Annotated in this window: 13 protein-coding genes and 1 other annotated feature (1 of these 14 only partly in view); all 13 genes read right to left on the bottom strand. The window is 39.5% G+C overall.

Translation table 11 applies throughout. The features are described from left to right. Positions 1 to 3: 3 nt before the first annotated feature. Complete coding sequence (locus A3O17_RS02845) at positions 4 to 966, bottom strand: L-lactate dehydrogenase (protein WP_064212583.1); 963 nt, start codon at positions 964 to 966, stop codon at positions 4 to 6. A 322-nt stretch (positions 967 to 1,288) separates the two neighbouring features. Further along, complete coding sequence (locus tag A3O17_RS02840; protein WP_064212582.1) at positions 1,289 to 1,765, bottom strand: MarR family winged helix-turn-helix transcriptional regulator; 477 nt, start codon at positions 1,763 to 1,765, stop codon at positions 1,289 to 1,291. A gap of 3 nt (positions 1,766 to 1,768) precedes the next feature. After that, the gene (locus A3O17_RS02835) at positions 1,769 to 2,392 is read right to left on the bottom strand and encodes an FMN-dependent NADH-azoreductase (protein WP_064212581.1); all 624 of its coding nucleotides are present in this window, start codon (positions 2,390 to 2,392) and stop codon (positions 1,769 to 1,771) included. 240 nt (positions 2,393 to 2,632) lie between these two features. After that, complete coding sequence (gene nagA, locus A3O17_RS02830) at positions 2,633 to 3,787, bottom strand: N-acetylglucosamine-6-phosphate deacetylase (protein WP_064212580.1); 1,155 nt, start codon at positions 3,785 to 3,787, stop codon at positions 2,633 to 2,635. A 104-nt stretch (positions 3,788 to 3,891) separates the two neighbouring features. Further along, positions 3,892 to 4,986, bottom strand: coding sequence for a Cdc6/Cdc18 family protein (locus A3O17_RS02825; protein WP_064212579.1), 1,095 nt, complete (start codon positions 4,984 to 4,986; stop codon positions 3,892 to 3,894). Positions 4,987 to 5,089: 103 nt separating this feature from the next. Continuing rightward, entirely contained in the window at positions 5,090 to 5,890 is an 801-nt protein-coding gene (locus A3O17_RS02820) for a Cof-type HAD-IIB family hydrolase (RefSeq protein WP_064212578.1), read from the bottom strand. A gap of 110 nt (positions 5,891 to 6,000) precedes the next feature. Then, complete coding sequence (gene pgmB / locus A3O17_RS02815; protein WP_064208006.1) at positions 6,001 to 6,669, bottom strand: beta-phosphoglucomutase; 669 nt, start codon at positions 6,667 to 6,669, stop codon at positions 6,001 to 6,003. 87 nt (positions 6,670 to 6,756) lie between these two features. After that, a complete protein-coding gene (locus tag A3O17_RS02810; RefSeq protein WP_064212577.1) occupies positions 6,757 to 9,027 on the bottom strand; it encodes a glycoside hydrolase family 65 protein in 2,271 nt (756 codons plus the stop codon). 22 nt (positions 9,028 to 9,049) lie between these two features. Continuing rightward, positions 9,050 to 10,042, bottom strand: coding sequence for an aldose epimerase family protein (locus A3O17_RS02805; protein ID WP_064212576.1), 993 nt, complete (start codon positions 10,040 to 10,042; stop codon positions 9,050 to 9,052). A gap of 16 nt (positions 10,043 to 10,058) precedes the next feature. Further along, positions 10,059 to 11,438, bottom strand: a complete 1,380-nt coding sequence (locus tag A3O17_RS02800; RefSeq protein ID WP_064212575.1) for an SLC45 family MFS transporter — start codon at positions 11,436 to 11,438, stop codon at positions 10,059 to 10,061. A 168-nt stretch (positions 11,439 to 11,606) separates the two neighbouring features. Continuing rightward, positions 11,607 to 13,349, bottom strand: coding sequence for a glycoside hydrolase family 13 protein (locus A3O17_RS02795; protein WP_064212574.1), 1,743 nt, complete (start codon positions 13,347 to 13,349; stop codon positions 11,607 to 11,609). Positions 13,350 to 13,450: 101 nt separating this feature from the next. Continuing rightward, complete coding sequence (locus tag A3O17_RS02790; RefSeq protein ID WP_064212573.1) at positions 13,451 to 14,869, bottom strand: SLC45 family MFS transporter; 1,419 nt, start codon at positions 14,867 to 14,869, stop codon at positions 13,451 to 13,453. A 248-nt stretch (positions 14,870 to 15,117) separates the two neighbouring features. Further along, on the bottom strand, positions 15,118 to 16,380 hold the full coding sequence (tyrS, locus tag A3O17_RS02785; protein WP_064212572.1) for a tyrosine--tRNA ligase: 1,263 nt from the start codon (positions 16,378 to 16,380) through the stop codon (positions 15,118 to 15,120). A 71-nt stretch (positions 16,381 to 16,451) separates the two neighbouring features. After that, positions 16,452 to 16,503 (bottom strand) — a binding site (T-box leader); it runs 144 nt beyond the window's last position.

Below are 16,503 nucleotides of genomic sequence, written 5' to 3'. Positions count from 1 at the left end.
AGATTATTTTTCACGAACTGAGTCAAGAACTTCTTTAAGTTCTGAAGCTGACTTGTGTAAGCCGGCCATTTCTTCGTCTGTGATGTGCATTTCAACAATGCGTTCTACACCGTTTTCGCCAACGATTGCTGGGATACCTGTGTAGATGTCCTTCAAACCGTATTCACCGTTGAAGTATGCTGATGTTGTCAAGATTGCGTGTTCGTTTTCTAAGATTGCACGAACAAGACGAGCTGTACTCAAACCGATACCCCAGTTTGTGATCTTCTTACGATCAATGATGTAGTAAGCAGCGTCACGAACTGTCTTACGGATGTCTTCAAGTTCATCCTTCTTGATAACACCTTCGTCGCCGTCTTCGATCCAGTCCATTAATGGCTTGCCACCGATTGTAGCCTGTGACCATAATGGTTGTTCTGAGTCACCGTGTTCACCAACGATGTATGCTGAGATGTCGTGTGCGTCAACACCTGTCTTGTTTGATAATTGCATCCGTAAACGAGTTGAGTCAAGTGATGTACCTGTACCGATAACACGGTTTTGTGGTAAGCCTGATTCATCCCATGCAACATATGTCAATACATCAACAGGGTTTGAAACGATAACTAAGTTGCCATCGAAACCTGAACCCATAACTTCCTTAACGATTGAACGCATGATCTTTGCGTTTGTACCAACTAATTCCAAACGTGATTGGCCTGGTTTTTGGTTGATACCAGCTGTAATGATAACCATTTGGGCATCTTTACAATCTGAGTAGTCACCATGGTAAACTTTGCAGTTTTCTGGTGCGTATGTAACACCGTCCATTAAGTCACGAGCTTCACCGTCAGCCTTGTCACCGGCAACGTCGATTAATACCATTTCATCAACGAGACCTTGGTTTAAGATTGAGTATGCACAACCCATACCTACACCGCCGACACCGACGATAGCAATTTTTCTTGATGTTCTTGTGTTAGCCATCTATATCACCTCATAAATTATTTAAGGAAAATCCTTAGAAAAAGTTTTAATTGCTTAAAACTTTCAACGACTATTATTTTACCAAATCAGATAAATAAATGAAAACATTTACGCCCAAATTTTGATAGAATTATTTTATTTTATTCTTTAATAATAATTAAAAAACTTATGGAACTCCTTATAAAAAAAGAAAAATCCGCATGAAACCAGATTTCTCATAAGATTATTTACTTTTGGTACGGACTATCTTTAAGAGCATTTGCGTAATAAATAATTTCTTGAAATACAATTTGGATAATCTCAACGTTGTATTCAATCTTTCTTACATCACATGATCCTTGATGTAACTCAAAAAACGAATGATCGAATCGAGCTCATCACTGGTAAAATCAGTCGAAATTTTTTCCTGAAGCTGGCGGTAAAGTTCTTGGTGCATTTCAGCATGTAAGTTGGCAATCTTTTGGCCTTCGGGGGTCAGTTGATAGTAAATGTTCTTCTTATTGTCTTCATGCCGCACAGCAACAATCAATTTTTCATCCTGCATTTTGCGAGCCGCCCGGGTAATTCCGCCACGGGTAACTCCCAGCTCTTGAGCAATTTTAATTCCGGTAAGCTCTTGATGCTGGCTTAACGTATCCAAAATATGATATGCCACAACTGAAAGTTTCGGAACCTTCTTCTTTAGTTCCGGATCCTTAACGTGCTCAAGCATCCATTCTTGGGCAACCGTTAATTCACTGTTATGTGCATTTTGAATTTGGAAAATTAAAATTGTAATTTGATTGATTTTATTATTCATTGATTAAAACTTCTCCGCGATTTTTGCAGCATCCTGCATTGCTTTTTCTTTAATTGTATCACGCCGATCACGAAACTGATCAACCCCTTCAATATAAAGATCAGTAAAGTCGTCCACGCCAAACAATTTCAACGCTAATTTAAGATAGGTCCCACCAAAATCAAATTTTTCAAGTGGCGTTCCATGATAAACACTTCCGGCTGTTTGAATGTGGAGTGCCTTCTTATTTTCAAGCAGACCAACCGGGCCCTTTTCCGTATATTTAAACGTCTTTCGTGGAACCGCAATAATGTCCACATACTGTTTCATTTCTGCCGGCAAAAAGAAGTTATACATTGGGTTGACAAACACATACTTATCAGCTTCTAAAAACTCGTTTAACCATTGATTATGCGCCGCAATTACCTGCTGTTCTTCATCAGATAATGGTTGCCCATTCCGTTGGTGCTTCCATGCTTCCATTGTTGTGTCATTTAACGGCGGGACTTTTTCGGCATATAAATCATGCGTAATGATCTCATCATCGGGATGAAGTTCCCGGTACTTCTTAATGAAATAGTCAGCGACACTGATTGAAATACTATCCTCAGCATGCGGATGCGCCTTGATTACCAATACTTTTGTCATTTAATTACCTCCCAAATTAATTTCCCAAAGTATTATCTAATTATTTTTGTTGCTTGTCAACATTAATGTTGATTAGCAACAAAAAAGAGGCTGTGACATCCGTCGCAACCTCTGCATAATCGGGTTCCAAAACAAACGAGCTGAGTGGAAGTTCGAAAACCTCCGAATCTATGCTCCGCGATCCGTTCGCTTTTCTGCTTCCACCACGCTCGTTTTTTACGTTTTGTCACACCTTCTTCTTTAAGCCTGATACCGTGACTTTCCATCCAAGTATGTTTCACTTAAAGTCATATCCGAATTCAGAATCAAGAAGTCCGCATCGGCACCTGGAACAATTGAGCCAACCTTATTTTCCATGTGCATGCTCTTGGCAGGAACTAATGAGCCCATCCGAACAGCTTCTTCTGGCGTTGCAATGTTCCAGTCAACAACGTTTTTCAAGGCATCCTTTAACAGAAGAATGCTTCCGGCAAGGTTATTGCCAACCTTTAACCGTGCCATATCGTCTTTAACGTAAACTTCAAGTTCACCAAGCATGTAGTCGCCATCAGGCATTAAGCCGGCCCGCATGCAATCGGTAACCAACGCAACGTTGTCCGGCGTCTTTTGATCGATCAATACCCGAACAGCAGCCGGTGCATTGTGATGTCCGTCACAGATGATTTCGCATGTTGTATCATCCATCGTGTAAGCAGCGCCGACCATTCCAGGGTCACGGTGACCGAATTCGTTCATTCCGTTGTATGTGTGCGTAAACATTGATGCGCCAGCTTCAATGCACCGCTTAGCTTGTTCATAGGTTGCTGAACTGTGACCGATTGAAACCACAACGCCTTCTTCAACCGCTTGACGGGTAAATTCTGCAGCCCCTTTCCGTTCAGGCGCAATTGAGATCTTGTTCAATAAGCCATGCGCAGATTCTTGCCATTTGTGGAATTCATCAATATCTGGGTCGCGTAAATACTTCGGGTCTTGAGCACCTTTATGTTCTTCCGTGAAGTATGGACCTTCAAAATGAATACCGCGGATCTTGGCCCCGGTTTCTTGTCCTTGATGATCACCAATTGCTTTACATACGTTGTTCAACTGGTCAAATGAGGCTGTAACCGTTGTTGGTAACCATGAAGTAACCCCGGCTTTTAACAACCCTTCTGACATTTCATTGATTGCATCCCAGTCGCCATCCGTAACATCATGGCCAAGAAGACCATGAATATGAGTATCAAACAATCCTGGGGCAACCCACTTGTCGCCGTATTCAACGATTTTGCCAGCTGGCTTTGCTGATTCTGGATAATATGAACCAAACTTGCCGTCATCGGTAATTTCCAAGTAGCCGTTTGTTTCAGTTGTATTCTTTAAAAAGAATTTTGCTGCATGAATGTAATATGCCATAATATTCTTCCTCGTTTTCTAAATTAGTTTCGCCAAAATTGGAATAGACCATTTGTTACAACCACTATTCTTTCACATTTTGTTATCGCTTGCAAGTGTTTTAATCAACTTTCGTACAAAATCGCGTTTTCATTTACAAAGTTTTTGAAATACGGCAATGTAAAACTTAATTGTCCGTGAGCTGCTGCCGCAATGAGCTGATCATCAAGCAATCTTTTACGGTATACCGAGATATAATTTTTATCTTTATTCAAGGCTTTTCCCAAATAGGCAACCGGAACAATGTCATCTCTATACGCTGCCATCTTCTTTACAAATTCACGATCGACTGGCGACAGTTCAAGATATAACTTGGTATATACATTCCGGAAAAGTTGTTGTTGATATTCGCTAATCACTGAACTTAAAACATCCATCCCAACCACTTTTTGATTTGTTTCCCAAATCAAATATCCCATTAATTGGAAAGAATAGGCATAGCCCCGGGTCAATTTTGTCATTTCATTTAAAGCCGCCGTTTCAATTCGACGTCCTGCCTTTTCAAACGCATCAAGATAAGCATATTTAACCGATGCAAGGTCTAGCGGTTTCAACGTGATGCGCGCACTGCGAAGCAAAAAAGTAAGCACATCGTCATTTTGAAGTTCCGAAATTTTTCCTGGCAATCCGGTCATCATTAATGCAACATGATATCCTTCACGAATCAAAATTTGATAAATTGAAATGAATTCGCGAATCTCAGGGGTTGAACTGACTTCGTCAATCGTAACCAACAGTGAAATGCCATTTTCTTTTAATTTTTGAAGAATTGATTCCAATAAAATCTGATAATTATGTGACACTTGAACATTCTGGTGAACCTCAAGCTGGAGTCCTAAAGCAGAGAATTTTACATTTTCAATTCGGCTCAGTGCTTTTTTTAGAGTTGAGGTTGCTTTTTTATAAATTGAATCGATCAACGTCGGAATTAATTTACTTCCAAGCGCTAAATTAACAACGATCCAATTTTCTTTTTGCTGCATTAAGTTACTGATATCAGTTAAAAATGATGTTTTTCCACTTCCGCGAAGCCCATATACCAATGAAGTTTGATAAGGGCTATTAACATTTTCTAACCCATCTGTTACTTTTTTCACTAATGATTTGCGATCCAAAAACAATTCTGGAACTTTTCCAAAACTTGGATTAAATGGATTCATCGCTTTCACCTCTTTTATACTCCTTTATACTTTTGATTTTATTTTATACTTCTTTATACTTTTAAGCAAAAAAGAAGATGGGCCTAAAAGGTCACGCCTTCTCCTAAAACAATTGGTCTAATGTCACTAAAACCCCATCATCTTCATTTGATGGACAAATATTTTGGGCAACCTGCTTAACTTCAGCCGGTGCATTCGCCATTGCATAACTATGGTTGCAATACCGCAGCATTTCGATGTCATTTCCGCCATCTCCGAAAGCAGCACACTGCGCTGGGGTAATGTCCCATCTTTGAACCAGGTGTTTTAATGCTGCCGCCTTATGATTACCGGGAACAATTAAATCGATTGCTCCAAAGCCGCTTGAAGTTGGTTCAATTTTTCCCGCAAATTCACGGCGGAACAATTCCAAATAATGATCAGTTTCTTTTTCCGGCACATTGATCGCAAATTTTAAAATTTGATCGTCAACGTCGTTAAAGTCGGCGACCCACTTTAAATGGTGATAATAAAAATTGGTTTGATCAAAAAAGGCTTGATCAACCTGTCCGCGTTCACAGTATGCATTTGCTGCCCCGCACATCACCCATTCAATTTCCGGATGATGGTGCGCAAACAAAATCATCTCATCAACAACATCGGTTGCCATTTCATTGATTGTTATGATTTTCCCATGACTTTCAATCATTGCCCCATTTTCTGAAATAAAGTTGATTTGGTCTGCACAGTCAGCAAATAAATCGCGAATGGTAAAATACTGGCTACCGCTTGCAACCACAAACTCGCATCCAGCAGCGTTCATCCGTGTTAAAATTCGTTTAAATCGTTCTACATCATAAGTGTGATCAGCGTGAGTAAACGTTCCGTCAATATCGGTTGCAACAAGCTTAATATCATTTTGCATTTCAAAATTCTCCTCGTAAAAGATTGAATCTCCTTCTCCGACACATTAAATAAACCAAAAAAAGAACCCAAAGGCAAGTTCCTTTGAGTTCTCCTTTATTGACCATTAAATTATGCGTTTGCTTTTTCAAATGTTTCTTCAAACAAATCATAGCTGAAATCAGCAGTTGTTGGCACAACCTTATCAGCTTTTGCTAATTCGTTTGCGTCGCCCACTGCAACGGCAACCATGCCAGCGTCTTTGATGGCTTGAACCCCAGCAACCGCATCTTCAACCCCGACGCATTCGCTTGGTTTCAAGTCAACAGCAGCTGCACCAGCTAAGAAAATATCTGGAGCTGGTTTGCCATGTGCAACCTTTGCAGGGTCAGCAATGGCATCAAATTCGTCAAATAATCCGAGTTTCTTTAAAATTGCCGGCGCATTCTTTGAAGCTGATGCAAGTGACATCTTAACGTTGTGGGCCTTTAATTGAGCAATCAATTCAGTGATTCCCGGTAAAATGTCATCTTTTGATAAGCCTTCGATCGCTTCCAAGTAGTAGCCGTTTTTCTTGGCAGCTAATTCTTGAATATCATCGTCTGAATATTGGTCAAGCTTGTTACCATATTCCAAAATCTTCTTTAATGAATCGATCCGGCTAACACCCTTTAATTCAGTTTCAAATGAAGCTGGTAATTCGATGTCCAAGTTTTCCTTTGCTAATTTACTCCATGCAGCAAAGTGATACTTTGCTGTGTCAGTAATAACCCCATCTAAGTCAAATACTGCACCTTGCATTTGCATAAAAATCTGCCCTCTTTCTTCTTTTGATGAATGAGACTCTGGAAACTCCAGAGCCTCATTGTTTTTAACGTTTAACCGTTATTATTTAACTTCAATTTCTTCGCCGTTTAACTTAACTGTTAATGGTTCACCCTTGATTAACTTGATTTCAGTATTGTCCTTGGCAACCTTAACTTCTAATAAGCGGCCACGGAATGTTAAGCGGAAGTTGTATCCGTTCCAAGCCTTTGGTACAAATGGCTTAAATTGCAATTCGCCGTCGTTGACCCGCATGCCTGCAAATCCTTCAACGATTGCTAACCAACCACCTGACATGGCTGTGATGTGCAAGCCGTCAACGGTATCGTTGTTGTAGTTATCCAAGTCAAGCCGGGCTGTCCGTTCATACAATTCAACTGATTTTTCTTCGTACTTCAAATCAGCAGCCATGATTGCATAAATTGAAGCTGACAAGCTTGATTCGTGAACTGTCAATGGTTCATAGAAGTCGAAGTTACGCTTCTTTTGTTCTTCTGTGAAGTCATCCATGAAGTACCACATTGCTTGTAAGACATCAGCTTGCTTTACGTATGGTGAACGTAAAATCTTATCCCATGACCAGTGTTGGTTGATTGGTAATTCATCAGCTGGAATCTTGTTGATTGGGTTGTTGTTTTCATCCAATGTGATGTCCTTGTCTAAGAAGCCATCGTGTTGAACAAAGATTCCAAGTTCCTTGTCTTCTGGTAAGTACATTTTATCAGCGATTTCTTGCCATTTTGAAACTTCTTCATCTGTAATGCCAAGTTTCTTAGCTTGTTCATCAGAGATTTCCTTGGCAATTTGAGCAGTGTAGTCAAGTTCCCACTTAGCAGTTACGTTGGTATACCAGTTGTTGTCAACGTTGTTTTCGTATTCGTCGGCACCTGTTACCCCGTGAATCATGTATTGACCGTTCCGTTCTGAATAGTGAACCCGGTCTGCCCAGAACCGTGCAATTTCAACTAAGACTTCGCTACCTTCGTTCAAAACATAGCTCTTGTCACCAGTTGTCTTTGTGTAGTTGTAAATTGCGTAAGCAATATCACTGTTCCGGTGAATTTCTTCAAAGGTGATTTCCCATTCGTTGTGGCATTCGATTCCGTTGAATGTAACCATTGGATATAAAGCACCCTTCAAACCTTGTTGTTGGGCATTGTGGTGGGCACCATCTAATTGGTTGTAACGGTATAAGAGTAAGTTGCGGGCAACTTCTGGGTCTGATGTTCCTAAGTAAACTGGCAAGCAGAATGCTTCTGTATCCCAGTATGTAGCACCACCGTACTTTTCACCAGTGAATCCTTTCGGACCAATGTTCAAGCGGGCATCGTTTCCATAGTATGTTGAGAATAATTGGAATAAGTTGAATCGAATTCCTTGTTGAGCAGCTTCATCACCATCAATTGTGATGTCTGATTTTTCCCAACGTTCTGCCCATGCATTTGCTTGTGCATCTGCTAATTGGTCGTATGTTTGTTCGCCGGCCTTGTTCATCAAGTCGTTGGTTGCTTTATCCAAAGCATCAACCGTATCATAATCCCGTGAAGTTGTTACGATTACGCGCTTTTCAAATGAGACTGTTTGGTCAGGTTGGATTGAGCCTTCAAAATTATTAGCAACATATTTTTCTTCATTTTCTGATTGAACTGCCTTCAAGTCTGTTTCGTGACTCATTGCCATTTCAACAGTAAAACGAGGTGTGCCGAAGTTATTTTCAGCAGTCTTTCCAACTAAGCGGCCTGACTTGTCAGCAACTGACTTGTCGATTACGCCCCAGAATTGTTCACCGTAGTTTGAATCTTCGTTATAAACATCAGCGTTGATCAATGATTGAACTTCAATCTTAACTGGTTCGTCGCTTAAGTTTGTGAATGTCAACTTGTTAGCATACAATTCCTTGAATGCGATGCTGACAAACCGTTCAGATGTCACTTTGATCTTGTGACCATCTTTTTCAACGATGAATGAACGGTCTAAGACGCCGCGCTTCATGTCTAAGCAAAGTTCAAAGTCTGAGAATGAATCCTTTGCCAAATCAATTGATTCACCGTTGATCTTGATGTCAACACTGATATAATCGATGGCATTCGGAACTTTACCGAAGTATTCCGGATAACCGTTCTTCCACCAACCAACACGGGTCTTGTCAGGATACCATACACCGCCAAGATAAATTCCTTGGTGGGTGTCGCCAGAATAGTTTTCTTCAAACATTCCACGCATTCCCATGTATTCGTTCCCGATACTTGTCATACTTTCTTGAAGACGCTTATCTTCAGGATTAAATTCATGTGTTACGATCTTCCAAGGATCGATTTCAAAGATTCTTTTCATCTGTGTCACCTCTTATTATTTTTTAGTAACCTTCAACTTGATAGGCAATTTTGATTTGTTTATGTTCGCCGGCCGCTAACCGCACATTGCCGAATTCATCGTGATGCAATGCATCCGGTAACGTTTGAACTTCAGTTGCCAGCGAGTCAAAAATACCCTGACGATCATTTTCGCCGTTTTGCGGATCAGCAGTGAAAATCACTAATCCGTTCCGGTTGCTGAAGACTTTGATTTTAACTTTTTGATCTTTTTTATTAATTTCAACAACGGGACTCGTCATTGACGGTTCAACCGCATAGCCATTATCGAATCCCTTTTGATTTTCTTCTTTCCGCAATGTTTCAACGGCTTCTGCCAAATCACGCGGTTTTGAAAAATCAAACGCTGTTCCTTTATTCGCTAACAGTTTTCCGGTTGGAATCTTTTCCGCATTAACTTCTTGGCGTTGATCGCCGTTGATTTGAACATCAACGTTCTTCAAGCCTTGCGGAAGCATCCAGTAAATATGAATCGTTGGATCATAGACCGTTGCACTTTGAGCGGTGATGTCATAAGTAACATCCAACCGGTCATTGTCGTGCAAGGTGTAATTGATCATCAGCGTTAAGCTTCCCGGGAACCCGTCAACCGTTGGATCCAAATTCAAACTCAATGTCACTTCATTGGCTGAAACTTGATACCCATCAAAGACTTGCGTGCTTACGCCCCGGTCACCGCCGTGAAGACTGTTATGGTTTTCATTTGCGGGGACCTGAACTTCGCGCCCATTAAGTTCGAAGCGCGCATCCTTGATCCGGCCTGCAATCCGCCCAATTTGTTTGCAGATTTGATATGGATTATCCGCATATTCTTGAGCACTGTCAAAATTAACAACTAAGTTTTCACGTTGACCATTGTGCATGATCGAATATTCTTGAATGATTCCGCCAAGTGACAAAATCGTTACCCGCGTATCATTCGCATTCGTTAACGTGAAACGTTCAATTTCTTTCCCCTGATACATCTCTTTTTTCATCTTTTCACCTGCTTAATTACTCTTCTTCAATTGGAGTATGTGGTTCTTCAGGTGCTTCAGCACTTGTTTCTTTAATTGCAAATACTGCAACGGCACCTAAAAGCATTACGATTCCTGACAAAAGGAACATGTTGGTTTGCTTTCCGCCAAGCAATGGGAAAATGACGAAGCTGGCAAGTGAGGCAACAATTTGTGGTAAGCAAATTGAACCGTTGAACAAGCCAAGGTATGTTCCCATGTGCTTTCCTGACAATGCGTTTGTAACAATTGTCAATGGGTAAGTATTCATTGCAGCCCATGCAATTCCGACTAACGTGAATGAAACGATCAATAACATCTTTGAGTGAACAAAGAAGACTGAACCGAAGCCGATTGCACCAAGAGCTAAACTTCCGGCATAGCCTAATTTGTGCATGTTGTTTGGTAACTTAGCTAAAACATATGACCAAATAACAGCGGCGATTGATTGAACGGCAGCTAAAACCCCATACCAGTTACCAGCTGCTTGGAAACCGGCTGAAGCGGTGTTCGTTGTGTGCCATACGTTGGCAGCAATTGCCCCGTTTGAGTATGTCCATAAGTATTGGAAAGCAAACCAGCAGAAGAATTGAACTAATGTAACTGTCCAAAATGCCTTTGGGGCCTTCTTCAACAATGTGAACATGCCAACTTTTTCTTCGTTGTCTTCTTCTGAAATGCCGTGATACTTAGCGTATGTTTGCGGATCATATTCGTGAACCCGGAAAACAGTGAACAAACTTGTAACGATTAGGATTGCAGCGCCAATGTAGAATGATAATTTAACTGACATTGGAACGTCACCCTTATGAGCAGTATTAGCAACTCCAAAGAATGTTAATACAAATGGGAAAACAGCTGCTAAAACCGCACCGGTGTTTGATAAGAAACTCTGAATTCCGTATGCGTAACTCTTTTGCTTATCATTAACCATGTCACCGATCATCATCTTGAATGGTTGCATTGCAACGTTTGATGACAAATCAAGAAAGGCAACGGTAATTGCGGCAAAGCACATTGCGGCCATTGAAGCGTAACCTAATCCTAAACTTCCTGAGTTCGGTAACAAGCACATAACGATAACCGCAACAATCGTTCCTAAAAGAAGGTATGGAAGCCGCCGGCCGCCGAGTTTCGGTGCCCATGTCCGGTCTGAGAAGTAGCCGACTAATGGTTGAACAACTAATCCAGCCAATGGTGGCAAGATAAAGAACCATCCCAAATCATTCGGGTTAGCCCCGATTGTTTGGAAAATCCGGCTCATTTGTGAACTTTGCAATGTGAAAGCCATCTGAACCCCTAAGAAGCCGAAGTTGATCATCCAAATGATACTTGGTTTCAAATTAGGAAGTCCTGCTTTCGGTTGATCGTTTTTCATTTCGCGATTCCTCCTAAATTGTTTCCAATCGATTACTTAAATAATTGCTCAAACTATGTAAACGATTTCCAAAAATAATACAATTAAAAGTATACCGCTTTCTCGGATTTTGTGCAATCGGTTGCACAAAATTTACAAAGGTTATAAGGATTTTTTCTATTAAAATCACTAATCCTTATATAAGATAAATCCTTTTGGCATCAATTGTTGATCCTGATAAAGATTTGAAATCAACGGATTTTCAATCGTTAATTCGACCGCTGATTGCGTTGTATTAAATACTGCATGGATATCATTGTAATTTAATCCAATCAATCCATCACTTGCAATATTCCACTTCAAATCCTTAACATTCAACTCATTCGTAATTTGTTTTCGAACTTCAATTAAGTGTTGCATGAACTGATACATGTCATGATCTTGCAGTTTTTCATCCCAGACCATTGGTTTCCGGTCGTCCGGATCATTTTCGCCGGTCATTCCGTATTCTGTTCCATAATAAATACTTGGTGTTCCGGGCTGAACAAAAGTAAATGCAAAAATCTGCTTAACAAGTTCCATATCATCATTCGCCAATGTTTTGATTCGGGCAGTATCATGCGAATCAAGGACATTGAACATCATTGAATCTGCTTGATCATTATACAGCATTAGCTGCTGATTCAGTTTGTTTTTCATTTCCAAAGCATCAATTTCATGGGTCAAGAAATGTTCTTTAATTGCTTCAGTATATGCATAGTTCATAACTCCTGTAAATTGATCACCTTGCAACCATGGTTGAGAAGTGTGCCAAATTTCACCCAAAATGTAGAAGTCAGGTTTAAGGGCCGTTGTTGCATCATGGAATCTTCTCCAGAAGTGATGGTCAATTTCATTGGCAACATCCAACCGCCATGCATCAATATCAAATTCTTTGATCCAGTAAGTGGCAATTGAAAGTAAGTATTCTTGAACTTCTGGATTAGCCGTATTTAATTTTGGCATATGCGGAGTATAATCGAACGTCTCATACGTTGCGTCATTACTGAATTCAAAATTATCAGTTGGTGTATAGCTGACTGGGAACTTGTTAATATGGAACCAGTCGGCGTATTTTGAATCTTTACCATTCTTTATTACATCTTGCCATTGCGGTGACTGATCGCCAATATGATTGAAGACCGCATCCAACATGACTTTGATGCCGCGCTTGTGTGCTTCATCGACTAACTTTTTAAATAACTTTTTGTCACCAAAATGCGGATCAATTTCAAAGTAGTCTTCAGTATCATATTTGTGGTTTGAAGGAGCCTTAAAGATCGGGTTAAAGTAAATTCCATTCACTCCTAAATCAACTAAATGATCAAGGTGATCCAAAACGCCTTGCAAATCTCCGCCATAAAAGTCTTGTCTGCCCGGATGAACCGTTGAATCCCACGCCTTTGTCCCTTCAGGATTCAATTCCGGATCACCATTGGCAAATCGTTCAGGAAAAATTTGGTACCAAACCGTATTCCGAACCCATTGCGGAGCTTTAAACATATCAATTTCTTGGAAAAACGGCATCCGGAAATAGTTATTTTCATTTTTTAAATATTCTTGACTGTATGACGTCTTAATTCCTTGATCGTTATAGAGGACCTCTTCACCTTCAGTGTCAGTTAAGTAGAATCCATATGCGACCCGATGCTTGGGTTCTTTGATCGAAATTGTCCAGTAATCATATACATCGGTACTTAAACCTTTTTTCATCGGTACTTTTTGCAAATACCAGTTACTATTTAATGAACGAATTGCGTATGGATCCCCATATACAATTTCAACTTTGCGAATATCATCTTTAGCTGTCCGAATTCGAATATGCATCGTTTCTTTATCTAACAAGAATGCATATTCACTTTCAGGACGGTGATAAATTGCTGCATAATTCATTGTTGATCCCTTCTTTCTAAAAAACTGTGATTTACAAGTTTATATATTACTAAAACCATTTAAATAATACGACTCTCTTGTAAAATCACAGTTAATTTTAACTATTCATTTGTATCTAAGTTTTCAGCTTCCATCTTTTCCGTTGCAGCTGCGGCGTTGTTCCCTTTCGTTTCCTTAACAATCCATACTGCAAATGCTCCGATGATGAAGAAGATTGCACCAAAGAGAATCATCATTGCGGAACCATTGCCATGACTCATCTTGGTAAACATTGGATACAATGCAAAACTTGCAACTGATGCGCAGATTTGTGGCAAGCAAATCCAGCAGTTGAACAACCCAATGTATGTTCCATCGTGCTTTCCGTCTAAAGCATTTGTCAAAATTGTGAATGGGATCGAGTTAATTGTTACCCAGCCAATTCCAATAAAGATAAATGCAACAACTGACATTACTTTACTGTGGCAGAATGCAAGCATTGCAAAACCGCCAGCTGCTAAAACTAATCCTAATGAGTAGAATGGTTTCCGGGTCTTATCATTCAAGTGTGATAAAACATATCCGTAAAGAATTGAAGCAACCGTTTGAACGGCTGACAAAACACCATACCAGTTACCTGCAGCTTGGAAACCTGCTGAAGTTGCGTCTGTTGTATGCCAAATATTTGCTGACAAAGCTCCTGGAGCGTATGTCCACAAGTATTGGAAACTTACCCAACTAAAGAATTCAACTAATCCTAATGTCCAGAATACCTTTGGTGCATTCTTTAAAATTGACTTAATCGAAGTCTTTTCTTTCTTTTGAGCTTCAGGATCGATTCCGTGATATTCGTTATATGTTTCAGGATCATATTCGTGAACCTTGAATACTGTAAATAGTGCTGTAACACCTAAAATAATAGCTCCAATGTAGAATGAGTAACGAACAGTTGCCGGAACGACCCCTTTAGCAGCAACGTTAGCAACCCCTAATGCTGAAAGGCCAAATGGGAATAAGTAAGCAGCAAAACTACCAATATTTGACCAAATTGTTTGCCATGCCCAAGCCTTATCCTTTTGCTTGTCATTTACCATATCACCGATCATCATTTTGAATGGTTGCATTGACATGTTTGACATTAAGTCCATGAACAAAATTGAAATTGCACCAAACCAAAGAGCAGCCATTGAACCAAATCCAAAACCAAATGATCCAGAATTAGGTAATAAGAACATAACAATCATTGCAACAACTGAACCAACGATCAAGTATGGTAACCGCCGACCAATCTTTGGAATCCAAGTGTGATCTGAGAACCATCCAACAAGTGGTTGAACAACCATCCCTGCTAATGGTGGCAAAATAAAGAAGAAACCTAATTTCGTCGGGTCAGCCCCAATTGTTTGGAAGATCCGGCTCATTTGTGAACTTTGTAATGAAAAGGCCATTGATGTACCCAAGTTACCAAAGGTCATTAACATTAAAACGCTCATCGCCAAATTAGGCATTGGCTTTCGTTTTTTTCCTTGTGAGTTATCCATTACGCAACTCCCCTTTACTTTATTTATGATGCAAGCGCTTGCATCGTCTTACAAATCTTATTATAAACGCTTAAGCTCTTCTTTGCAACCGTTTTCAAAAAATTAATTAATAAAAATGTAAAAAAATAATCTTTACAATATAATAACTAAAAAAGCTGCCTATATAGGCAGCTTTTTAGGTAAATTGAATATAATTCAACCAACTAAATAATAGGGAAATAACTTATTTTTGGGATTATCTACATAAATTATTCATTATCATTTACTTTAGCCAAAGTGTAATTCTTTTTACCTTTACGGGCAACTACATATTTTCCTTCAAACGATTGTGATGGATCGATCTCAAAGTTTAAATCACGAATTCGTTCTCCGTTAATTGTAATTGCGCCGTTTTGGATATCTTCACGTGCTTGGCGTTTGGAAGATTCAATTTTATTTTCAACCAACCACTCAACAATGTTTTGTTTGTTGCTTGAAATTTCAACTGAAGGCATTTTACCAAATACTTGTTCAATTTCATCTGGTGTCAATTTTTTAATATTTCCACTAAATAAAATTTCAGAAATCTTTTCTGCTTCTTGCATTGCTTCCTTGCCATGAACAAATGTTGTCACTTCGCGCGCAAGTGCTCTTTGTGCTTCACGCTTTTCAGGTTGTGTCTTAACCTTTTCAGCCAAAGCATCAATTTCATCATGACTTAAGAAAGTAAAGTACTTCAAGTATTTGACAACATCACGGTCATCTTGGTTCAACCAGAATTGGTAGAATTCATATGGCGAAGTCTTCTTCGGGTCTAACCAAACTGCTCCACCTGCTGTTTTACCAAACTTTGTTCCATCTGCTTTGAGCATCAATGGAATTGTTAATCCATAAACTTGAGCATCTTGTCCTTCTTTTTTATGAATTAAATCTACACCTGATGTAATGTTCCCCCATTGATCTGCTCCACCAACCTGAAGTTGAATATTTTCTTTCTTGTACAAGTGAAGAAAGTCCACAGATTGTAAAATTTGGTATGTAAACTCTGTAAATGAAATTCCATTTTCTAGTCTGCTAGCAACAATGTCTTTCTTAATCATTGTGTTAACACCAAATTCTTTACCGTAATCACGCAAGAAATCTAACAAATTAATTTTTGATAACCAGTCATAATTATTAACAAAAGTAATATGACCGCTGCCACCAAAAATTCTTGTAGTTTGTTCTGTTAATGCTTGAACATTATGTTGAACCTTTTCCATTGTTTGTAATTGGCGTTCTGTTTTACGACCGCTAGGATCCCCAATAGAACCTGTTCCGCCACCAATTAAAATATATGGATGATGCCCTGCAAGTTCAAACCGTTTTAAAACAATAAAAGGAATCAAATGTCCAATGTGCAAACTATCACCTGTCGGATCCGTTCCACAGTATAAAGAAATCTTCTTTTCACTTAACAGTTTACGTAATCCTTCTTCGTCAGTCTCTTGATTTATAGCTCCACGCCATTTTAAATCTTCTAAGATATCCATAAAAAAACCTCCAATTGAAATCAAAACCCACAAAAACCCAGATTAAAAAAGTCCCTAGATGAAAAACTTCATCTAGGGACGAATTAATCTCCGTGGTACCACCCATGTTCGCACACAAATAAA

It is taken from the genome of Ligilactobacillus aviarius (assembly GCF_001654615.1).
GTDB lineage: Bacteria > Bacillota > Bacilli > Lactobacillales > Lactobacillaceae > Ligilactobacillus > Ligilactobacillus aviarius_B.
Note: the sequence above shows the minus strand (reverse complement) of the source record. Positions and strands in the feature narration are given on the sequence as shown.